The following is a 22,171-nucleotide window of genomic DNA, read 5'->3' as shown; positions in this document are numbered from 1 at the left end:
AATTCCGCATGAGCGAGTGGCTCGTCATCATCTTCAGCTCCATCATCATCGGCGCCCTCTCCGGTTTCGGGGCGGGGGCCGGCGTGGCCCGCATGTTCCACGCTCCGAAAGTGCAGGGCGCGGGTTCATTCCGCACACTTGGGGAACTCAACGCGTGTGAGAACGACCCCATCGCCCACGGATCATTCGGGCTCGGGTTCTTCTTCAATTCCTGGGCCTCGGTCGTCGGTTCCGGCGCGCTGACCGCCGACGTCGATCACCGCATCATTCCGCACTGGGCGGCGGCGCTCTCGCTGTGGCATAACAAGAACCTCGACGAAACCCTCCACAATCCACGGCGTATGGCCTGGATGGGCGCGATCGTCGGTGCCGTTCTCATTACATTCCTGAACTCAACCGCGAGCGCGGTTCCCGAGGGTCTGAAGTCGGTCGCCGGTGGCGTCCTCGGCCCGGCGTCGGCATGGCTCATCAACCCGGTGATGCCAGCCATCTTCTGGCTCGCAGCGATGGATGCCGGCCGCCGTGCCGGTGCGTGGGGAACCGTCCTGGGTGGACTGGCGCACATGGTGTTCGGCAACGCCGTTCCTGGCATCGTGCTCGGCATCGTCATCGCCAAGGGGGTCGACGACCTCGGCTGGACGAAGGTCACCAAGTCGATCACCACCGCAGTGGTACTGCTGTTCATCGTGAGCGGGTTCCTGCGCGGAGTGGACGTCACACTACTGACCCAGCTCAACCTCACTATCCCCGACTGGTTGGCCGAACTCCATCGGATCACCGGCACAACCCCAGCCAAGTAGGAGCGGATCATGGCAATCATCAACACAAACGTCGGCACCAAGGAAAAACTCCAACCCTGGCAGGGCGGATTCTGGCTTTCCGAGATCGCATTCCCCATCTTCATCGCCGCAATCTGCGCGGGAGTGTTCGCCGGGACACACATGTACTACATGTATGGAACCGGAGTCTTCAGCGACATCGCCATCGCCGCGCTGCTCCAACAGGGGTTCGACGGCAATGGATATGGGGCTGCGGCTGCCTTCGGAGCCGGCTTCCTTCTCGCGAGGCTCATCGAAGGACCGATGGTCGGCATCCTCGATATCGGCGGGTCCATCCAGACGGGCGTCGGCATTGGCATTCCCGCAATGCTCCTGTCGGTCGGCATTACTGCCCCGATGGAGAACTTCTGGCTCGCACTGGCGGTTGGAGCGTTCATCGGGCTCGCAATGGGCTTCCTCGTTCTGGCGATCCGCAAGGCGACCGTCGCCTCGAGCGGAGCGCAGAGCACATTCGGCGCCGACGTGATGATGGGTGCAGGAAATTCAGCGGGTCGCTTCCTCGGACCGCTCATCATCCTGTCCGCCGGTAGCGCGTCACTTCCAGTGGGGATCGGTTCGCTTCTTGGCGCCGGCCTCTTCTACTGGTGGAAAAAGCCGATCGCCGGAGGTGCCATCCTCGGTGCTATGGCCGCCGGAGCGTTCTTCCCCATCGTCGTTGCCTGACGACCAAAAAAGGAATTCAGATGAGTATTTACGCTGAACTAGGACTCGAGCCCGCGATCAATGCGAGCGGAAAAATGACCGCCCTCGGCGGGAGCGTCCTCGCTAAAGAAGTAACGGATGCCATGGCTGCGGCCGGGCGGGAACACGTCGTCATCGCAGACCTGATGGTTGAAGCGGGCCGCCGCGTCGCTGATCTCGTCGGTGCTGAAGACGCGTGTGTCTCAAGCGGCGCGTCGTCCGGAATAGCTATCGCGGTGGCATCCGTTATCGCTGGTACCGAGAAGCCGCTGATCCAAGGGCTTCCGGGCCGCGTTGGGAAGCCCTTCGAGATTGTGATCCAAAAAGGTCACGCCGTCGACTTTGGCGCACCGATCAGCCAGATGATCGCCATCGGTGGGGGCCAGGCGGTTGAGGTAGGTTCCGTCAACCGGGTAGACGTCTCGGACATCGCCGCGGCGATTGGCCCGGACACCGCGGCGGTCATATTCGTGCAGTCACACCACACGGTGCATAAGGGCATGGTGAGTCTCGCGGAGACAATCCGCGTCGCGCATGAGCGAGGCGTTCCGGTGATTCTCGATGCCGCAGCCGAAGACGATCTGAAGCGATGGACCTCGACGGGCGCCGACATCGTCGTCTTCAGTGGGGGCAAGGCAATCGGTGGACCGACGTCTGGCATCCTGTGCGGCAACAGCGAACTGATGACGGCCGCTCGAGCCCAGTATTCGGGGATTGCACGTCCGATGAAAGTCGGCAAAGAGCAGGCCATGGGCCTGATTGCAGCGCTGACGAGCTTCATGTCCGCTGGCGAGACGGCCGTGGCGGAGGGCGCGGCCCAGCGTGAGCGAATGGAAGGCATTGCCGAGAAGCTCGCTCGGCACCCTGGGATTCGTGCCACGGTCGAACAGGACGAGGCAGGACGAGAAATCTATCGGGCCGTCTTCACGGTCACCGCCGAGTCGGGCACAACCGCCACCGCCATTGCGGCGGCCCTCGCAGAGAGCCGTCCGCCGATGTACGTGCGCGATAACAAGGCCGCGGCCGGGCAACTCGCTCTGGACCCGCGCCCGTTGAGCACTGACGAGGAAACCCTCCTACTTAACCGACTCGACGACATCCTGACCGGAGCCGCCAAATGACCCCGCTCGCAATTCACGAAGCCGTTTCACGAATCGTCGAGGGCAGGGTGACCCCTACTGTCCGCGCCTCGAGCGCGGATCAGGCAGATTCTTGGGCTCATCAGATTGGTGAGGGCGGTATTCATACTTTTGAGTTCACGGCGACAACGCCCGGGTGGGAGGAAGTACTACAACACTGGGCGTCCACCCAACCGGCAGCCACCGTAGGGCTCGGGACCGTGACCAGCGCGGAGGTTGCCGAGCGGGCAATTGCCGCCGGGGCCGCTTTCCTCGTGAGCCCGTTCGCCGTCCCGGAAGCTCGCGCCGTCGCCGATAGCGCCGGAGTGCTGTTCATCGAGGGCGGGTTCACGCCGAATGAGATCCGTGCTGCGGCGTCCCACGGAGTGGCAAAGTTGTTTCCCGCGTCGATCGGCGGCATCGCGTATCTCAAGTCCCTGAGATCAGTTCTGCCGGGAGCGCGAATTACGGCAACCGGGGGAATCGGGCTCGGTGATGCGGCGGACTGGCTGGCTGCGGGCGCGGCAGCCGTAAGCATTGGGAGCGATCTGTTCGCCCGGCCAGACATCGCGGCGGCAAGCCGCGACCTCCTTCAGTCACTTCATGGACTGGGAGTGTCCGCATGAGCAGCGAAAGAACAGTCCTGATCACTCGCGAACACGGGTTGCACGCCCGTCCGGCCCTGGAGATCGTGAATGCTGTCAAAGCGTCCGGTGCCACACTCACCATCGGAGCGGCTGACAAGGCGACGGTGGGCGCCAACAGCCTGCTGGCTGTGCTGTCGCAAAACTTCGCCCAGGGAACTGAAGTGGTATTGACCGCTATGGGCGAGGGAAGCGAGGCGCTTCTCGACCGCGCGGTCGAGATCCTCGGTGAGCCTGCCTGACCCGCGCGTTACCCGCGAACTGGAACCGGTGTTAACAGAGCCTTCCCACGCTGGCCGCCCTGCACCCAACACCACTGCTGCGGCGCTTTGCTCACTCGCCTTCTCCCCTGGTGCGCTCGCGCTCCAATCGAGACATGCGTAGGCAATGCGCTGCAGCAGTGTTGTGTGCGACTCACCGCGCAGGATTGTGGTGAGGCTGTCGCCCTACTCGATAACGTGGGCGTCGCGCGAGTCGACCTCGCGCTCGTCGACCTCAGGCTCTTCTTCGCCGACATAGTCGACGTCGGTCGGGTTCATCACGGTCGGCTCGGGGTTCGGCTCGAAGCTCATTGGTTCGGTGTTCGACATGGTGTGTCCTTTCGAGTCGGGCAGCGGCGTCGCTGTCTGCCCACCATACGCGTCGGCCTCGTCGTCGAAGCAGGGGTTGCGCCGCGGCCAGCCGGTGCGTCAGCATTCCCCCGGCGAGTTCTCTCCGACGGCCATTCTCGGTGAGCGGGTCGGCTCGATTTACCAAAGAGTGCGTCCACTCGGGGTCAGATACCCGAGTAGCGAGCCAATTTTGGCAAACGGTCGACCACTGCCCGCGAGCGCCCCGCCCTCTATACGCGCTCAGGTGGCGGGGTTACACTTTCGAGCACGGTCATTGCCGATCTCCCCGACTCGACAGGAGATCAGATGCGCACCCCACCCCGACTTCGCAGCTTCGCTCTCGCGGCATCCGTTCTCTACGCCACAGCGTTGGCGCTCATCGCGTTCTGGCCGACGCCCGTCGACCGGCCGGTCGAGAAGCCGATTCATCGGGCGGTCGACTGGTCGCAGTCGCACGGTGCCGAGGTGGTGACCTACCCCTTCATCGAGTCGATGGGGAACGTTGCCCTGTTCGTGCCTGTCGGTTTTCTGCTGGTCCTGGTTCTCGGTGCGAAGCGCTGGTGGCTCACGCTCGTGATCGGGGCCGCTCTTTCCGGTGTGATCGAACTCGGTCAGCACCTGTTTCTGAGCGCGCGGTTCGCCATGCTGAACGACGTGCTCGCCAACACGGCAGGCACGGTTGTGGGCACCGCCCTCGGAATCCTGCTGCTGCTCGGCATCCACCGGGTCACCGCGAGGCGGCAGCGCGCGGCGAACGCCGCTATCCCGCTCCCCCGTGTGTCGCGGCCAACGGATGCCGGAGCATCCGTTCATTAGATCCTCGCTCGACTCCGCAGCACCCCAGCGACGCGAACCACATCGACACATAGAGTGGATGCCGTGGGCCCCGTGAGTACAGAAGGCGATGAGCTCGCCCGCCGCGCGATCGCGCTGATGCAGCAGGACCAGCGGGTGATCCTCGGGATCACGGGCAGCCCGGGCGCGGGCAAGACCACGATCGCACAACAGCTCGTGGCCCGGATCAATGGGCTGCTCGATCCGGGCGGCGAGCAGGAGCCTCTCGCCGTCTACCTGCCGATGGACGGGTACCACCTAGCGAACTCGACGCTCGACCGTCTTGGCATCCATGACAGGAAGGGCGCGATCGACACATTCGATAGCTGGGGGTTCGTCGCCCTGCTGCGCAGGCTTCTCGACGAGACCGACCACACCGTGTTCGCGCCGAGCTTCGACAGGAACGTTGACGAGGGCATCGCCGGTGAGATCGCGATTCCTCCGTCGGCTCGCCTCGTGGTCGCCGAGGGCAACTACCTGTTGATCGATCAGGCGCCGTGGGCGGACATTCGCGGCCTTCTTGCCGAAGTCTGGTTCTGTGAGACGCCCGAGGACGAGCGCCTGCGTCGCCTGGTCGACCGGCACGAACGCCACGGCCGCTCCGCCGAGGCTGCGGAAGCCTGGGCGAAGACGGTCGACGGATCGAACGCCGCGTTGATCGAGCCATCCCGGTCCAGAGCTGACGTGACGATCTCGGGAGCATCAAGCGCCAGCGGCTAAGAGACACCGCTGATCGAAGTCCACGTGTGGGCGGGGCTGTCAGGTGTTGCTATTTACTCATCAGCGCCACCCGTCGGAAGAACCTCACCACGCCATCGACAGCGGGGAGCAGCTCGGCCGCCGAGCGCTCGTACACCTCGGAGGGTCGTCGATACGGATCAACAACGTCATCGTCGTCCGGCATAGCCGGGCGGTCGACCATCCCGCGCATCGACGCGACAACCGCAACAGCCGCCGACAATCGTCCGGCTACGTCCGACGCGGGCAGCGCAGCCACATCAGCCAGATCCTCATCCGTGATTTCGGCGGCGATTCGTGCAAATTCCCGGATGGTAAAAGTGCGACGCGCTGCTCTGGGCTCAAACTCAACGACCGCGCGACGGTGCTCACGCGCCATCGCGAAGACCAGGTGCGCGTCTCCAACCAGGGACGCATCGAGTTCGCGGGCGACGTGCTCTCCGGTGTCAGTCACTCCCAGCTGGGCAGCAAGGGCAGCGGCCTGTGCGTCCATCGGGTGCCCGACGAGGCCAACGGTTCCCGCACTCGACACCCGGATCTCCGGGCACTCGGCGAGACCGGCGCGCAGAAGCTGCTCCGCCATCGGCGACCGGCAAATGTTGCCCGAGCACACAGTCAGGATGGAAAAGTTGCCCACAGTCACTCCACTACCCGCCGTGCTGGTTTCCGGCGCTACGGCAAGCTTTCCACACTCCGCCACCTCGGTTGGGGAAGGCGGTCCACGTGGCGTCGACGCCCTCAACACAGGCAACAGTCACGACGGTCTGGCCCGCAAGTAAGCCCACGCAGGAAACCACTAGAAAAATAACATGAGCACCCCTCAATAAATGGTGTACTCTAGCTACATCGGGTTTTCCCGACCTCTGAGTAGAAAATCCCCCCAGGACTGACTGCAAAGAGCAAGAGAGGGTTCCAGGTCCAACCTGGAACCCTCTCTTGGCATCTGGGGCTATCAGCCCGCGACAGATGCCGCGGGTACCAACGACTTGAACCGAAGCGCCGGCCTCTCAACGAGAACGCAGCTCAGCAGCGCAAGAGGCATCGTGAGACCGAGACTCAGGGCGATAAACCACCCGACATGGAGTCCCGTGCCGAAAGTGACCAGAGCGATGAGCTGTTGCACCGGCCAGCCATAGATGTACATGCCATAGGAGATATCAAAACGCCTTCCGACCCGATGTAGAGGCAGTACAGCACCCAGCCGAATCAACAGGAGGGCAGCGGGCAGCGCCACCAGCACCGCCGCTTGCCCCACAAGAACCACCGCAACGACAACCAGCACGCAGGCCACCATCATTGGCCAGGAAACGTCAATCCGCGTTCGAAGTAGATAGGTTAAGCTACCCGCGAAGAACGCGATGAACAGGGTAACTACCGGCTCGAGTGTGGGATCCGGCTGGAGCACACCGGCAGCAATGAGGACGCCGACAGCTGTTGCCCCCAGGAACATAACCGCAACCGCCCTGGGCAGTACGCGGCGGCTGATGACACTAACCGCGACGCCAATGATCACGTAGCAACAGGCTTCCCAGAACAGTGTCCACAGCGGACCATTCCAGATGCCGGTGACCGGCAGCCCCTGCAAGGTCCTCTCGATTCCCACGGTCGCGACGAACTGGGCACCCAGCGGCAGGTTCGTGACCACGTAACCCAGGGCACTTCCCACGGAATAGGAGGAGTCCGCGCCCAGCAAGACCGATGCGGGAGCGAAAAGGAATGCGACGGCGAGGATGCACACCAGAAATGCCGGCCCGATCCGGAGAAGGCGATTTCGATAGTAAGCCGCGGCCGAATCGCTCGAGAGTCGACTGCGCGTGATCAGGAAGCCCGAGAGCGCAAAGAACCCGATTACCGCCCAACTACCCAGCCCGATGCCACCGAGTGCCGGCTGCGGGCCGGATCCGCTGAGCAGCCACGAGTGCGAGACGACCACCAGAGACGCCATCACCAAGCGCAGAGCGGTCAGCGAGTTCCGCCGGGGATCGAACGATTCGTCTAGCGTCATCGCGCGCTGAATCTCAGCGACGCCCAAGCCCGATGTAACGCCAGCCCTCCGCCCGCCAGGCCGAGGCATCCAGACAGTTGCGCCCGTCGACCAGGATCGGTTGCTTGATGACCGACTTCGTCTTCGCCGGATCCAGCGCCCGATACTCTTTCCACTCGGTCAGGACGACAACAATGTCAGCACCGTCGAGAGCCTCAGCGGTCGACCCGAAGGTTAGTTGCGGGTGCTTGACGTGCGAGTTCGCGATTGCCTCGGGATCTGTCGCGACGACGTGAGCGCCGAGACCGTGGAGCCGGACCGCCACATCGAGCGCTGGCGAGTCACGGATGTCGTCGCTGTCCGGTTTGAACGCCAGACCGAGGACGGCGACTTTCTTTTTGTACGCGCTGCCCCCAAGCGCATCGACCACGAGTTCGACTACGCGGTCACGGCGCCGAAGGTTGATAGCGTCGACCTCTTTGAGGAAGGCAACGGACTCCCCTCGGCCGAGTTCTTCGGCACGAGCGGTAAATGCCCGAATGTCTTTGGGCAGGCACCCCCCACCGAAACCGACACCGGCGTTGAGGAATTTGCGTCCGATCCGGACGTCATAACCAATCGCGTCCGCGAGCTCTGTGACGTCTGCACCGGCAACCTCGGCGATCTCAGCCATCGCATTGATGAAGGAGATCTTCGTCGCGAGGAAAGCGTTGGCCGCCACCTTGACGAGTTCGGCCGTGGCGTAGTCGGTGACGACGAGTGGGGTTTCGTTTGCGATGGCCTGAGTGTAGACCTCGTTGAGGATGTCGACCGCACTGCGGGGCCCGTCCGTTTCCTCAGACCCGGAGCCTTGCCGCACTCCGTACACCAAGCGGTCCGGGGCGATCGTGTCTTTTACCGCGAAACCCTCGCGGAGGAACTCGGGGTTCCAGGCGAGCTGCGCTCCCGTGGGTTCGACGAGAGCGGCCAGGCGTTCGGCGGTGCCGACGGGGACCGTCGACTTCCCCACGACGAGGTCACCCGGCTTGAGATATGGCAGAAGCGCGTCGATGGCACCGTCCACGTAGCTGAGGTCTGCGCCCGAGCCGTTCTTCTGCTGCGGAGTTCCTACCGCGACGAAATGGGTGACGGCGTCTGCAGCGTCAGCCATCTCCGTACTGAATCGGAGCGACCCGGCCTGAACGCCCTCAACGAGCAATTCTGGCAACCCCGGTTCGAAGAAGGGAGCACGCCCCTGGCTGAGTGCCTCGATTTTGGACTTGTCGACGTCAATTCCGACGACGTCATGTCCCAGTTGAGCCATGGATGCTGCGTGGACGGCGCCGAGGTATCCGCAGCCGATTACCGATATCTTCATAGTGCTCCAGCCTAGAGGTTCGCTATTCGTGGCCTAGACGCGAAGAAGGCCCCAAGCCGGAGCCTGGGACCTTCTTCGGTGATTTGCTTAGAGCCTCGCAAATGTCGGGTTTGCGAGTCCTAGTCCTGCGAGAGACGCTGGCGACGAACGATCGTCATCACAGCGATCAGAGCTGCACCGAGAGCGAGGGCTCCACCGGCAGTCCAGAGCGCGAGGACGGGTACCTCTGCACCGGTGTCGGGCAGTCCGTTGCCGTCTGATCCGCCGTTCGATCCGGCGTCAGCGGCAGCCACAGTGAGCGTCGCGGTGCCGATATTTCCAGACGTCTGTCCGGTCGCGGTCACGTTGTAGCTGCCCGAGGCATTAGCCGGGAGAGACGCAACAGCGCTAACGGAACCGTCGGCTGCCGCGGTCTTCACCGCGTTATCGGTCGCTGCCTTGAATGCCGCGATCGTTACTGCGCCGTTACCCTCAATAATGAAGGTGACGTTCTCTGCGCCGGCGAACGCACCGGGGCCGAAGTTGATGGTGACGTTGCCGCCGGCAACCACGTCTCCGACGACCGTTCCGTCTGACTGCGGCCCATAGGCGGTCGCAGCCGCCGGGACGGCGAAAATTGCCATTACTGCGAGCGCGAGCGCCGCAAGTGATTTTTTGAACATGTTTATAGACCCCCAGGACTATGTGTTGTCGATCCGACAAATGCGTGTCTCAAGTGACACGAGTCCTACCATAGGGGAGACTCACAGCTGAGCGCCAGCTTTTTTGTTTCCTGAAGATTAATTACCGGAGTCTGCTCGGTCACGACCTCCCCGCTAAAAGGTGCCAGCCCTAGGAATCCAAACTGCAGCGTGGCGCTCTCCCCTGGAGCTAGCTCAACGGCGATCTGGCTGACTTGATAGCCGGAGTCCGTAGCTGGCAAATACGGCACGACCGCGCCGTCTCGCGTTACGCCAAGGTTCTGCAGTTCTGGGGTGCCGTAGACGTTGACGAGCGTCTTGATGTTGCCGGGCATTACACCGAAGGCACCGCCACCCGTCACGTACTCCGGAAAAACGGCTGAGGCATTCCCGGGCGCTGTGTTCTTCAGCGTTACCGTGACCCCATAATTGGGGCGCCCGTCTTGGCGGCAGCTGACTTGAGCATTTCCTATTTCGACATCAAGGTAGAAGTCCATCTTCCCCGCAGTCGCGTCGTTGAGATACACCCCGAACGGCTGGACGGCATCGGTCTTCACCGGAAGGGTGCCCGAAAGGCTCGTGGACGCAAGCTCCTGTTGTTCCGATTCGACCGCGCTCCACAGTTTTATGCGTCGTTCCTCCCCCGCCTTTGCGAGCCCCTCGATCAACTTTGCTCCCTCCAACTCACCGCTCGCCACCTTGTCGAAGACGGCCGACGCTGCTGCGGCGAAGAACCGGTCTTGTTCGGCTGGTTCGCTGTACCGAAGGTATACATCCTGAAGCAGAAGAGGTACGGCGTTCTCGGCGGACAAGATATCTCCGGTAGCTAAGACAACTGGACCAGTTGCCTCCAGAATGTAGCTCAGCGCCACAGGATCTATTGAGACAACTCCGTCGACAGCGGTGCCGTAGCGGGCGCTCCACATTTCCCGAGCGAGCGCTGCCGAGAGAGGGAAGTCCGGCGTGAGGTTGACATTCTGAATGTATTCTCCGGTGATGGCCCCGTAGAGGCCCAATGTCGCGTCGGAGAGCGGCAGCACGGGTGCGTTAAATCGTGGAAAATCGGTGGTGGATGCCTGTCGGATAAGTTCGATCCGACCAGCGTCGGTTTTGAGCAGGGCAAGAGCACCCGATATGCCCCCGCCGGCGCGCAGCTCCGCCGGGTTCTGAACCAAAAGCAGCAGCTCTCGGGCACCCGAAGCGCCCAGCATGTCGGGCGCGAGGACTGTCGCGAGGCGCAAGGCCTCTACTGCTGGCTCGATCTTTGCCAGTTGCTCGTCGAAACTGCGTTTGGCGTCGTCTAGCTGGGGCAGCGCCTCGTCGGTCTGTATTTGCTGCAAGGCGGAACGAGCGGTCCGGACGGCATCTGCCGCGCTCCCCGCGGCCGGCGCGAGGTCTAGAAGACTCTGGACATTCACCGCCCCACCAACCGGTTTAAAGTCTGCGACCTCGAACGACGCGGCTACCTGCGTCAAGGAGTCCAGCCCGTCATCCGACAGATCGGCTACAACGGCAGATATCTGACGGATCCCGGTTAGATTCACCCCGAGCCAAGGCACGCCTTCCACCCATCTCCATAGCGGGTCGTGCGTCAGATTCTTCGCGCTTTCGGCATGCTCTCCCAATGATGCCGCCGTTGCCTCAACACCCGCGCGGTCCTGCGAAAGAACTTGGTCCTTGAGCTGCGGCACCAACGTCGCGACTGCCTCCAACTCGCTCTTCGCCAGGAGCGCTCGTACGCCGACCCACCCCACAAGCGCCACCGCCACGACGATTACGACGGCCAATGCCCAGAGCCATATCCTGCGTTGTGATCGCTGCGGGGCTGCTCGACGCCGTGAGGACTGCCCAAGGTTCATGCGCTCATCCAATCAGCCCGGGTAGCTTTGAGCAAAACCACGAGACGCTTCGACACACCACCGGACAGACGGTCCGGACCACCTTTATGGACACGCAATCGACCCGGCGCGAACATTATGTGAGGTCCACTCACTTAATCCGTTATGCTCAGTTCACGCGAAGTATCTCCGGATCGGAAACCCTATGTCCCATGCAGCAAAGGTCCTGTCCCTCGTATCGCCGAGGAATCTGACGCGGGCGTTCCTTTCCCAAAAAAAATGCAAACAATGCCACCGGCCCCTCCAAAGCGGGGAGGCTGCATTTTGGTGCTCAGCCGAATGCGAAGCGCATTGGTCAGATGACTGCATCTGAACGCGAGTGCATCCGCGGTGCCCGCTGGCGGTCCCGACGAGCATGAGTTCGGGCGATTTCCCTCCGCTCCTGCGCCACGGGTAGCCCATCCACACAAGCGAACCAGATCCACATCACGCAGTCCCCTTGAGGGGATTACGAACCCCCGCTAGTTACCTCCACCGCCCGCCGGAAGGGAGGCTGACCAGAGGAGTCGCAATACAGCTAGGCTATGCGCCTAGGCAGTTCGGCCCTCTCGAGTGACCTCGAGGGCACAGGGAAGGTATTAGGCGCACGTCGTGTGCGACCTTCCTAAAATCTGGGGGGATTGAGTGTGAGTAAGCGGGTTGCAATCATCGGCACGCGCGGTTATCCGAGTTTCTATGGCGGCTTTGAAACGGCGGTCAGAAGGCTGGCGCCGTATTTAGCCGACCGCGGGTGGGACGTAACCGTCTATGGACGTCGCGGGGCTATCCATGCAGATGCCCCCGGTCGTCACCCCCTCGTATCCTCAAAGATCACGGGTGGAATCGAATCAAAGTCGCTGAGCACTTTGACCTATGGCTTGACTTCGGCCGTGGATGCAATGGTCACAGGCACAGACGTGGCGTTGGTGATGAACGTAGCGAATGGGTTCTGGCTCCCCTTGCTCCGCGCAAAGGGGGTCCCGACAGTCGTAAACGTGGACGGAATCGAATGGGACCGAGCCAAGTGGGGCCGCTTCGCGAAATTCGTTTTCCATACCGGGGCTCGAATGACCGCGCGTTTTGGCTCTCGATTAGTTTTTGATTCGAAAGTGATCGCGAGGCGCTGGCAAACCGAATTCCGTCGAGATGGCGACTTCATCCCGTACGGCGGGGACCCCAACGACAGTTTGCCTATTGAAGAAGGGTTACGCCACCGGGGCTACGCGTTGATTGTCGCGAGGTTCGTTCCCGAGAACACCATTGACGAGTTCTTCGACGCAGTGCCACTCATAGCTAAGAACCACGACGTGGTTATTGTCGGTTCTGCCGGATACGGCGGCGAGCTCGACGTCCGCGCCCAACAACTGGCTGACTCAAGCGATCGCGTCCACTGGCTCGGGCATATCAGCGATGACACGCGCCTTCACTCACTCTGGCAGCATGCTGGAGCGTATTTTCACGGCCACAGCGTTGGCGGAACCAATCCGGCCCTCGTCCAAGCAATGGCCTGCGGCGCTCCGATCGTTGCGCGCGATACGGCATATAACCGAGAGGTCCTGGGCGATGTGGGGACGTTTGTACAACCAACCAGTACTTCGATATCTCAGGGCATGGCTGAGATGCTGAACAACACTGAGCGAATGGATCAGGCATCAACGAGCGGGAAGCAGCGCGCAACTGAAGCGTATTCGTGGGAGAGCGTGTGCGCGGCGTATGAGCAGAGCCTTCTCTCGGCGCTGAAGCGCCAGGCGAGCTGACATGGCGGGCGAGACATCGACCTCTCGGGGAAGCCGACCACGAGTCTTGTACTTCGGGGTGCGTGACGAGGGCTACCCGCGCAATGAACGGATTCGTGAGTACCTCTCTCTGACGTACGACGCCGAGATCACGGTCGTACCTGCGGTTGCATCCAAGTCGCGTTACCGCCGATACATCAACCTATTCAAGAACACATGGCAGCTGGGTACCGACTACGACGTCGTCATACTAAGTGAGTTCAGCCTCAACAGCTTCCTGTTTTCCTGGATGGCGGCAAAGCGTTCGCGCGCCCTGCACGTGGTCGATTTCTTTGTCGGCCTCCATGAAACTGAAGTGGGAGACGCTGGCAAAACACCGAAACGTTCTGTTCGTGCAGCCGCGCTCCGCTTGTGCGACCGTGGCGCCATACTGAGCGCAGATGTGTGCCTGACCGATACCGCCGCACGGGCGAGGAGATTCGCCGCGGACGTTCATAACCGCAGGCCATTTCTCGATTTGCCCGTTGGGGCGCCCGAGTGGGCAAGATCTCAAGCCGATCCTGCTCGAGGCGTTGCAAATTCTGATTCGGTGCATTTCCTTTATTACGGCAGCTACCTGCCGCTGCACGGTCTGGATAGATTCATTCGCGCGCTCGGCGAAATTGACCGCTCGGGTTTCACGTTGACTCTGATGGGAAATGGCCCGACGCGCCCACAGGTAGAAGACGCAGTGAAGCGCGCGCATCTCGAAGAAGTGACCACTTTCTTCGATGCCGTCAGTCCGACCGTGTTAGCGGAGTACATCCGAACCGCTGACGTAATCGTCGGAGTCTTCGGCACCTCCACCAAAGCTTCTGAGGTTATCGCAAACAAGGTCTGGCAGGGCCTCTCAATGGGAAAACTGGTGATCACCCGGGAGAGCCCTGCGTTGGCCGAGATCTCGGAAGCCGCTGGGCGCGCACTCGTCCAAGTCAACCCCGAAGACCACCTCAATTGGGCCTCCGCTTTCCGATCTGTCTGGTCGCAGGTCACCTCCGCTGAACAACCGATCGGGATCGCCCACCGGCTGGAAGACTATGTTCGGGGTCGGTTCGACGACGGCTTTGGGACATCGCTTCTTGTATCCCGGTTGGGCGAACCAAGGCACCGCGTTTGACCGGCGGGGGCACCGTGAAACGCAGCCTAGGTTTCCTGCTGATACCCATGCTCAGTGCGGTAAGTCCGCTTCTTGCCCTGCCGGCCGTTACGAGCGTGGGCGGTGCCCACGCGTGGGCGGCTGTCGCAATTGGGCAGTCGTTGGGAATGGCCGGGGCAACGATTGTCGAACTAGGGTGGGGTCTCACCGGGCCGCAGCGAGTGGCCCGGGCTGCGCATGCGAAAAATCGTCGACGAGCTCTCGCTGCATCCTCCGTAAGCCGGGTGGTGATGCTTCTACCGGTGGCTATGGTGGTCAGTCTTATCGCGTGGAACCTTAGCCCGGAGTTCGCTGCGACGTCTGCGCTTGTAGCAGTCGGGACCACGGCCGGTGGCCTAACCAACGCCTGGTACTTCATTGGAACCGGGCGCCCGAGCCAGGTGTTGTTTACCGACGCGCTCCCTCGGCTTTTATTGGTAACGGTTTCCGCGTTGCTTCTGGTCTTCGCAGGCGCTCCTATGCTCATCTATCCATTGGTCGGGATTCTTCTCCCGTCCCTCATTGCGCCAGTTGCCGGGCTTTGGGCCGCAGGCGTCAATCGGAACGATCTAGCCGCTCTCAGCCTCCGCCGTGTCCTGAGAGTGATCGGAATTCAGCGGGTCGCCCTTAGCGGCCGACTGATAAGCGCGCTTTACATCGCCCTCCCAATAACATTGGTGACGATCGTGGCGCCCAGCGCGGTGCCGGTCTTTGCATCCGTTGAGCGATTGCAGCGGATGTATTTGACGATACTGTCGGCCATTCCAAACAGTATGCAGAGCTGGGTCGGGCGCCAGTCATCTCACCGAGAACGGTTCGCGATCAGCGGCAAAGCAATCCTTCTCAATGTATTGCTCGGTGCCGCGGCAGGAATCGCCTTCGCTCTAGTCGCTCCCTATGCTGCGCAACTTGTCTTCTCCGGCGTCGTCAAGATTGAATGGCATCTCGCTGCCCTAAGTGGCGTCCTAATATTTTTGGTTTGCATTTCTCGTGCGGTGGGGGGCTTAGCGTTGGTAGCTGCCCGTCGTGTTCATGTGGTCACCCGGAGCGCCGCTGTGGGCGCAACCGTGGGCGTGCCAAGCATCCTGGTACTCTCGGCCACACTCGGTCCGGCCGGAGGCTTGATCGGAGAAGTGATCGCGGAATCATCGGTACTAGCGGTGCAGTTCAGCGGTTGGCATTCCACTCGCCCGCGAACTTAACATGCCCCTCCCAGCGCCGGTCGAGGTGCTGCTCAAGACGGGACGCCAACGGATGGTGGGGATGCTGCGGATGCTCAACGCTGCTTGATCATGGTGTGCAGACCTCTTCTTCTTAGGCTGCGCCGAATACGATACGCAGACCGAACTCCGTCCCAACTCGACCGTTCTACCGTCGCCGCAGCCAACACGACAACTAGGTCACGGAATAGCGCAACCGCGGAAACCCCGGGGCGAAGAGTACCCAGCCGCCAACGTAGGACTAGCCGGTTCCGAACGCCCAGCAGGTCAGCAAGGCCGTGGCCTCTCGCGGCTCCTCGAACAGTTCGGATATGTCCAAAGCCACTCATTTCGATCACCCGGGATGTCACGCCTAAAGCACCCGCGCGGATGCCTAACTCTGCATCCTCGCGATATGCAAGAAATACATCGTCAAAGAACCATCCCGAATGTTGGACTATCGCGTCATACGCAGCTCGGGTCACAAGTAGGCAGGCACCGCTCACCCCAGCAACGACCGAAATACGGCCGTCCTCTATCGTCCATTCCTTGCCTTGTGCGATGTCGAAGTGACGGCCGGACCGCGTCCACTCGATCCCGTTGCTATCGAAGGTGGGCGTTGCTTGCGCCCCTTCGAGCGGTATGCGGCACAAGGACGGGCCAAACAAAGACAATTCGCTTCCCAGATGCGCACGCTCCACAAACCGCGAAAGGGCACCTGGCTCGATCGATATATCTGGGTTCAGAACGAGCACTGAGGGTGCCCCCTCCTCGAAAGAATTCTCCAACAAGCGATTGTGCCCTGATGCGAATCCGAGATTGTCGTACCGGTGCTCGAAACGGACCTGCGCATGAAGCCCCGTAGCGGCGACTAACTCCTCGATCGCGTTGCACTCCAGTCGAGTGCCCGAGACCAATATTCTCAGTGTTCCGAATTCAGCGCGGACGTCCGCGAGGTTACGTAGGGTCGGCGCGACATCGCCTGCACTGGGACGATAGAGCACCAATGAAACATCAGGCCGCATGGCTCACCAACAGCGCGGCGATTGCCCGAGCACGCGACTCCCAGGAATGCTCGAGGACAAACGCGTGGCGCGTTTCCTCCGTGATTGATACGTTGTCTGTCCAGTCCGGGAGGATAGCGCCCAGATCGACACCGAAATCCAGCAGTAACGCATGATCCTTGGACACGTGGTCTGGCCAGAGGAGCCTCGGAGAAATAACCGGTAAGCCGAGCGCCGTGAACTGATACACCTTCATCAAATCTTGACTCAACGTGTAGTCGGTGACCAAGTGCGGAATCAAAGCCACAGTCCGATGCCCCGCGATTTTTACCAAATCCTCTGGTCGGAGCCAGGGGAAAGACCGCACCGATGCGAGTTTTTCCTTAGCGATCTTGTCAAGTACTTCTCGCAGTTGCCGAGAATCTCCTGGGGCACCCACAACTATCTCATCGAAGCTTCCCGCGCGTGCCACGTCGAGAATCAGAGAGAAGTCAGTCCTACCAACAAAGAACTTCCCGAGGACCACCAAACGACGACGGCCGTCGCCGTGCCGATGCAAGTGGGCAAAAGACCGCTCAACGCCGTTCGGAACCAGCGCTGTGTTCGGCAAATCGAGCTTTGCCTGCATGTACTTAGAATTGCAGGTGACCATGCCGAATGCCTCACGTCGAGCGCGTACTTGGCGATACGTCATCGCACTAGTTGTCCGATTGACGACGTTAATATCGGGAGCCAAAGACCAATCGTCGTAGAAGTCCGACCATGCGGGGGCTCCCACAGAACCGCGTACGAAGACAGGTGACATCACCCCGACTCTCTCCGACTCCCCCGATACGCGACTGACTCGCGGCATCACGATACCCGCGTTAACATCCCGGCCGACTGATCGCGCCCGACCGTGAAAGTACGTACCAAAGTCGGGTTGAATCAGCCCCAACCGCACTAATTCCGTCGTCAGGCTTCGAGGACGATTGGCTGCGGACGACCCCGGCGGTGCCGCCCACGCGATGCGGTCAATGTTCATTTTGGAACCTTCGATTCTCTGGTACCTACCATCCGCATCACCACGAGCGTTAACGCTCCGGCTAGGGGCATAGTACTTGCCCCTGCCAAGCCCGCCACCTGAGAACCGACTACCCACAACACCATATAGCCATATACGGCCGCCGTGAGCGCGCGCAAACTCGCGTCCCCAGACGCAACGCTTTCGCGATACCTCGCCGACCAGTAGCGGAGTAGGGCGACAACAAAAGCCCCAATTCCCACTGTGCCAAGTACACCAAAGTTTGCGTAACCTTCACCCATTAGTGTCGGCGGAGTCCCGCCTCCCACAAAGTCCTTTCCCGACGCTTGCTTGATTTGGCGGTCCAGGGAAAGCTGTTCGCCCGGCAGAGCAGATATAAACAGGGTGAGATAGCTGGTGCCGTACTGATGAGGCAACGCGCCGCGGTCAACGAGGTCTTTGGTCAACACCGCGTTCTCAGCGACGACCTCAGCGTATTGCTCGAAGGTTGTAAGCGCGACGCCTACGTAATCCCGTGAGGCGATATCGCTACGGAACTCGTCGTACCGCGCGAACTCGTCTTGACTGAAAACTCGGAACGTACCTAGCCCGAGGATGACGGTTGCTATGACTGCGGCAGCCGCCAAGATGCGCACCGAGCTGAGCCGAATGCGTTGCTGGTCAAATAGGACGAGAAGCAGCGGCACATAGAGATAGAGCAGAGGGCTACGGTTTGCAAGTCCCAGGATAATAAGTGTGCTCGTTGCGACGACGAATAGCGCGTATCGGTGGCGGAGCGCGACTAATACGTGCGCAGCGGGAATTCCCAGATAAGCCACCAGGCGGAAGTAGCCAGTACCCTCCACAGCCGCGTCCACGCGACCTTGCTCAACGTTTCCGCCAAGCGCGGGGATCCCTTTCCACGCGAAGAAAAATAACGCCGCGAGGACGCTAATAAGGAAGACTGCGCCCGCGATCTGGATGATGAGGCGTTCGTTGACCACGAGCACTGAACGGGGGGCCCGGTGCAGACGTGCGTCAACGCGCGCACGCCGGTCCTGCGTGAGTAGCACCCCCGCAAGGACCCCGAGAACTTGGGCGACCCATAGAATCAGGTATCGCGAGTAGTCGCTCCCAACGAGACTCGGCGCTGCCAAGGAGCCAATGACGACTGCGGCAGCGGTCGCGATTCCCGGCCGCATGAGGAATGGGAGGTCTCGGTCCTGAGCGAAGTCAGCGCAGATGCAGATCACCAGCAACCCCAAGCTGATAGTTACATGCATTGCCATGGGTGTATCAGCCAGACCGACGATCCAGCCCACGAAACACAGTACGCCCAAGGCTCCTAGGCCCGTCAAGGCAAGACCGAACCCCGTCGGACGAAACACGGACAGACTGCTACCAGAACGGGGTGCTCGCGGGGAACGACCGCCATCAGACGCTTTTCTTGCCGCTCCAGTCCGTACGCGTTCCAGCGCGACTGCGCGCCGTTTCAGTAGCGATCCGCCATCTAGTGTCATGAATTCGCGAGTGTACGAACCGTCGGTTCCGCCGTGTATGTGTACCCATATCCATACCGGCCGTAGCCGTATGCGTCTGGACCCTTGGTAGGCAGCATCGTCAGAATCACACCCGAAACTGGAGCGCCGACGTTTTCCAGGGCCTTCACAGCGCCCTGGAGTTGGTTCTTATGGGTTTTGCCCGCCGCGACGACAACTATGGAGTGGCCCACCGCTTTCGCGAGGATGGCTGCGTCCGTCACTGGCAGGAGGGGTGGAGCGTCGAATATCACGGCGTCGAACTCTCGCCCGAGTACCTCTATGAGCTTCGACATCGACTGAGACCCCAAGAGTTCGCTCGGGTTCGGCGGGATCCGACCAGCGGGGAGAACGAAGAGTTTCGTCTTACCCCATGCTTGGACCACGTCGAGCAAGTCGGCCCGACCGATCAGCACGTCGGTGAGCCCCACTGCCCCTTCGATACCCATGTACTCCGCAATTTTTGGACGTCTCAGGTCCGCATCAACAAGAAGGATGCGGGCCCCAGAATCGGCCAGGGAGATAGCAAGATTCGCGGCAGTTGTGCTCTTCCCTTCGCTTTCAATCGAGGACGTTATAACGAAGTTGCGACCGGAAGCGCCAGTTTGCAAGAACGAGAGATTGGTTCGCAACGTGCGGAACGACTCCGCACGAGGGCTTCGAGGATCGGCAAAAACGATTAGTGGTCGCTGAGCCGCCTTGGGGTCGAATGAAATTCCACCCACAATTGGAGCATCTGTGATTTGCTCAACGTCGCGCTGGTTTCGTATACGCGTATCGAGAGTCTCTCGCAACACCGCTATTCCGAGCGCAAGGGCTAGCCCGACTATCCCGCCCAGAGCTAGGTTCACGGGCATTTTGGGTGCTATGGGTGCGGATGGGACTTCTGCTTGTTGCACAGGAGTGAGCTTCACCGGAGAAACGGCGCCGCTAGCATCGGATTTTTCGATTTCTTGAACAGCGGAGGACAGCGAGTCGGATATGGCGTCCGCAATATTTGTTGCCATCACGGGGTCCGCGTCCCGGACGGAGATTTCGATGATCGTGGTGTCGAGAGCCGCGCTAACGCTGACGTTTTCCCCCAACTCGTGCGCCGTCGTATTCAGTCCGAGGGTCGCGATCACGGGAAGGAGCACGATGGGCGTCTTCGCCAGATCCGAATAGGTCTTCACGCGCTGTACCGTGAAGCTGTTGCCCTGGACGAGTTCGTTCGCGGTCTCACCGGAGGAAGTCGAGACGAATACCTTTGACGATGCGCTGTACTGCGGCGTTTGAGCGAGGGAGTAGCCAGCAGCCGCGCCGACTCCCAGAAGGGTGAGCAGAACGAGAAGGACCCAACTTTTACGTAGAATGCGGATGTATTCACGAAGCTCCATACCGGCAGCCCTCCCCCTTGTTGCGCCGATGAGCCGGTCGGTTCCGCCGACTCTACAGCCATGTTGCCATATCGGCGCTGGGACGAATTACAAGATCGCATACGCCGCACAGGCAGCTTCGCCCCACTTTGGGACACGGGCTCGGCTGCCAGCACTCACGCTACGTCAGTAGGGCTACTAACGCCCGATACCCTCCACCGCAGGGACAGACCTCAACCGTCGCACGCCAGAGGACACGGCGTCGATTCGTGTCACGCCTCAGTAGGCACCATCACGTGCAAGAACTGCTCTGGCTGTCTTCCACAGAATCGACAAGTCTCCAGTGAACGACCAATTCTCAACATAGTAGAGGTCGAGGCGCACGCTCTCCTCCCAGGACAGGTTAGACCGACCACTCACTTGCCATAGTCCCGTTATCCCCGGTTTTACGAGGAACCTACGGTGCACATGGCGTTCATAAGCAGACACCTCTCGCTCAAGTGGAGGGCGCGGGCCCACCAGCGACATCGTTCCCCCGAGGACATTCAGTAGTTGCGGGAGTTCATCCAAGCTGAACCGACGAAGTAGCTGCCCTACCGGGGTCACTCGAGGATCATTCTTCATTTTGAAGAGAATCTCGTTCCCTTCGCTGCGATCGGTATCACGCAACGCAGCTAGCTGCGCCTCAGCATCAACGACCATCGATCGAAATTTCAACATGAGGAAAGGGTCGCCCCCTTTACCGATCCGCTCCTGCTGAAAAAAAACAGGGCCACGAGAAGTGATTTTTATAGCCATGGCGATTCCAAGTAGCAGGGGGCTCAGCACAAGAAGTAAGCCGAGAGACCCGCAAACGTCCAGCGCGCGTTTCGCCACTGTTTTCACCCCGCCGTAGCGAGGCGTTTCGACATGAATCAAGGGCAGGCCCGCAACAGGGCGGGTGTGGATGCGGGGTCCCGCAATTCCAGTGAGGCTTGGAGCAACCACCAAATGCTGCTGCCCCGGCTCGAGGGACCAGCTCAGTTCTCTCACGCCGTGGGCGGATAACTCATCGGCGCTGGTGATCACGACTGTGTCTGCGCCGGAGCTAGCCAAAACCTCTTTCATAGTGCGGAGGTCGCCCAACACCGACACCGACGTGCCCGGAAGTTTCGTTACGCCATCGTGTTGAGGGATGCACGCACCGACCACTCGGTATCCCGCAAAAGGGGCTCGTGCCAATTCTTTGGCGATATGTGTTGCAGAGTTTTGAGATCCCACGAGAAGGACTTGTGACGAATACTTCCCCGCCGCGCGCTGCACGCCGAGCCATTGGCGCCACATCCATCGTGAAAACAGAAGAACCAGGACGCCGAGTGGGAAGGCTATCAAAACGTATCCGCGGGCGAGATCAATTTTGAACAGGAACGCGACAATTGCCACCAGTCCGAAAAGCCATACGCTCGAGTTGACGATGAGTCTGTACTCCGTTGAGCCGACGCCGACCACCCGATCGGCACGAGAGCCGTACAAACTGAGCACCAACATCCAGGCGACCACGATGGCAGTCGAGATCACTGTATAGCTAATCTCACTGCCAGCGTTCGTTAATCCTTGAGCCTCAACGTCAAAACCCAGCCACGCGAGCTGCACTCCGAATACCACCCAAACCACGACGAGAAAGTCGGTGATTGCGAGCCGGAAAGAGTACTGCTTCCGCCAATCGTTTATCACCCACTGTGCGGGGTCCACCCGCCGCGCAGGCACGGCTTTTTCCTCGACTGTCTCGCTCACTCAATCCCCCCATACTGCGCACAGCG

19 protein-coding genes are annotated in these 22,171 nt (G+C 60.9%); 9 read left to right on the top strand and 10 right to left on the bottom strand.

Going from position 1 to position 22,171, the window contains the following annotated elements:
- Nucleotides 1-8: 8 nt before the first annotated feature.
- The 5 genes from AC1C2N_RS02355 to AC1C2N_RS02335 are packed head-to-tail and all read left to right on the top strand — an operon-like array spanning nt 9 to nt 3,524.
- The gene (locus tag AC1C2N_RS02355; protein ID WP_495432728.1) at nt 9-800 is read left to right on the top strand and encodes a DUF4311 domain-containing protein; all 792 of its coding nucleotides are present in this window, start codon (nt 9-11) and stop codon (nt 798-800) included.
- A gap of 9 nt (nt 801-809) precedes the next feature.
- Nucleotides 810-1,502, top strand: coding sequence for a DUF4310 family protein (locus AC1C2N_RS02350; protein ID WP_495432727.1), 693 nt, complete (start codon nt 810-812; stop codon nt 1,500-1,502).
- A 20-nt stretch (nt 1,503-1,522) separates the two neighbouring features.
- Nucleotides 1,523-2,641: a DgaE family pyridoxal phosphate-dependent ammonia lyase gene (locus AC1C2N_RS02345; RefSeq protein ID WP_495432726.1), complete on the top strand. Its 1,119-nt coding sequence runs from the start codon at nt 1,523-1,525 to the stop codon at nt 2,639-2,641.
- Entirely contained in the window at nt 2,638-3,264 is a 627-nt protein-coding gene (locus AC1C2N_RS02340) for a bifunctional 4-hydroxy-2-oxoglutarate aldolase/2-dehydro-3-deoxy-phosphogluconate aldolase (RefSeq protein ID WP_495432725.1), read from the top strand. Before AC1C2N_RS02345 ends, AC1C2N_RS02340 begins: the two co-directional genes overlap by 4 nt.
- Nucleotides 3,261-3,524, top strand: a complete 264-nt coding sequence (locus AC1C2N_RS02335) for an HPr family phosphocarrier protein (RefSeq protein ID WP_495432724.1) — start codon at nt 3,261-3,263, stop codon at nt 3,522-3,524. Before AC1C2N_RS02340 ends, AC1C2N_RS02335 begins: the two co-directional genes overlap by 4 nt.
- A gap of 204 nt (nt 3,525-3,728) precedes the next feature.
- Here AC1C2N_RS02335 and AC1C2N_RS02330 read toward each other — a convergent pair whose 3' ends face one another.
- On the bottom strand, nt 3,729-3,872 hold the full coding sequence (locus tag AC1C2N_RS02330; protein WP_495432723.1) for a hypothetical protein: 144 nt from the start codon (nt 3,870-3,872) through the stop codon (nt 3,729-3,731).
- 327 nt (nt 3,873-4,199) lie between these two features.
- Between AC1C2N_RS02330 and AC1C2N_RS02325 the strand changes: the two genes are divergently transcribed.
- Both AC1C2N_RS02325 and AC1C2N_RS02320 read left to right on the top strand, forming a co-directional pair.
- Complete coding sequence (locus AC1C2N_RS02325; RefSeq protein ID WP_495432722.1) at nt 4,200-4,709, top strand: VanZ family protein; 510 nt, start codon at nt 4,200-4,202, stop codon at nt 4,707-4,709.
- Nucleotides 4,710-4,781: 72 nt separating this feature from the next.
- The gene (locus AC1C2N_RS02320) at nt 4,782-5,447 is read left to right on the top strand and encodes a nucleoside/nucleotide kinase family protein (protein ID WP_495432721.1); all 666 of its coding nucleotides are present in this window, start codon (nt 4,782-4,784) and stop codon (nt 5,445-5,447) included.
- 49 nt (nt 5,448-5,496) lie between these two features.
- On the opposite strand, the gene AC1C2N_RS02315 is transcribed toward AC1C2N_RS02320, so the two are convergent.
- The 5 genes from AC1C2N_RS02315 to AC1C2N_RS02295 all read right to left on the bottom strand — a co-directional run bounded on the left by AC1C2N_RS02315 (nt 5,497) and on the right by AC1C2N_RS02295 (nt 11,273).
- Complete coding sequence (locus AC1C2N_RS02315) at nt 5,497-6,102, bottom strand: arsenate reductase/protein-tyrosine-phosphatase family protein (protein WP_495432720.1); 606 nt, start codon at nt 6,100-6,102, stop codon at nt 5,497-5,499.
- 315 nt (nt 6,103-6,417) lie between these two features.
- A complete protein-coding gene (locus AC1C2N_RS02310) occupies nt 6,418-7,470 on the bottom strand; it encodes an acyltransferase family protein (RefSeq protein ID WP_495432719.1) in 1,053 nt (350 codons plus the stop codon).
- 13 nt (nt 7,471-7,483) lie between these two features.
- On the bottom strand, nt 7,484-8,806 hold the full coding sequence (locus tag AC1C2N_RS02305; protein WP_495432718.1) for a UDP-glucose dehydrogenase family protein: 1,323 nt from the start codon (nt 8,804-8,806) through the stop codon (nt 7,484-7,486).
- Between the two features lie 119 nt (nt 8,807-8,925).
- Nucleotides 8,926-9,468 carry a hypothetical protein gene (locus tag AC1C2N_RS02300; RefSeq protein ID WP_495432717.1) on the bottom strand — a complete coding sequence of 181 codons (543 nt, stop codon included), beginning with the start codon at nt 9,466-9,468 and terminating at the stop codon, nt 8,926-8,928.
- 65 nt (nt 9,469-9,533) lie between these two features.
- Complete coding sequence (locus AC1C2N_RS02295) at nt 9,534-11,273, bottom strand: DUF4012 domain-containing protein (RefSeq protein ID WP_495432716.1); 1,740 nt, start codon at nt 11,271-11,273, stop codon at nt 9,534-9,536.
- Nucleotides 11,274-12,010: 737 nt separating this feature from the next.
- On the opposite strand from AC1C2N_RS02295, the gene AC1C2N_RS02290 reads away from it, so the two are divergent.
- Both AC1C2N_RS02290 and AC1C2N_RS02285 read left to right on the top strand, forming a co-directional pair.
- On the top strand, nt 12,011-13,120 hold the full coding sequence (locus tag AC1C2N_RS02290) for a glycosyltransferase (RefSeq protein WP_495432715.1): 1,110 nt from the start codon (nt 12,011-12,013) through the stop codon (nt 13,118-13,120).
- Between the two features lie 58 nt (nt 13,121-13,178).
- Complete coding sequence (locus tag AC1C2N_RS02285) at nt 13,179-14,255, top strand: glycosyltransferase (RefSeq protein ID WP_495432714.1); 1,077 nt, start codon at nt 13,179-13,181, stop codon at nt 14,253-14,255.
- 2,231 nt (nt 14,256-16,486) lie between these two features.
- On the opposite strand, the gene AC1C2N_RS02280 is transcribed toward AC1C2N_RS02285, so the two are convergent.
- The 4 genes from AC1C2N_RS02280 to AC1C2N_RS02265 form a co-directional block, all read right to left on the bottom strand.
- The gene (locus AC1C2N_RS02280) at nt 16,487-17,500 is read right to left on the bottom strand and encodes a glycosyltransferase family protein (RefSeq protein WP_495432713.1); all 1,014 of its coding nucleotides are present in this window, start codon (nt 17,498-17,500) and stop codon (nt 16,487-16,489) included.
- Nucleotides 17,497-18,801, bottom strand: coding sequence for an oligosaccharide repeat unit polymerase (locus AC1C2N_RS02275; RefSeq protein WP_495432711.1), 1,305 nt, complete (start codon nt 18,799-18,801; stop codon nt 17,497-17,499). The genes AC1C2N_RS02280 and AC1C2N_RS02275 overlap by 4 nt, the downstream gene beginning before the upstream one ends.
- Nucleotides 18,802-18,995: 194 nt before the next feature.
- Entirely contained in the window at nt 18,996-20,393 is a 1,398-nt protein-coding gene (locus AC1C2N_RS02270) for a tyrosine-protein kinase domain-containing protein (protein ID WP_495432709.1), read from the bottom strand.
- 258 nt (nt 20,394-20,651) lie between these two features.
- The gene (locus AC1C2N_RS02265) at nt 20,652-22,145 is read right to left on the bottom strand and encodes a sugar transferase (RefSeq protein WP_495432707.1); all 1,494 of its coding nucleotides are present in this window, start codon (nt 22,143-22,145) and stop codon (nt 20,652-20,654) included.
- Between the last annotated feature and the right edge of the window lie 26 nt (nt 22,146-22,171).

The sequence above is a fragment of the Mycetocola sp. Y791 genome (assembly GCF_059445325.1).
The sequence above is the reverse complement of the archived record's forward strand: the minus strand, read 5'-3'. Positions and strand labels throughout refer to the sequence as shown.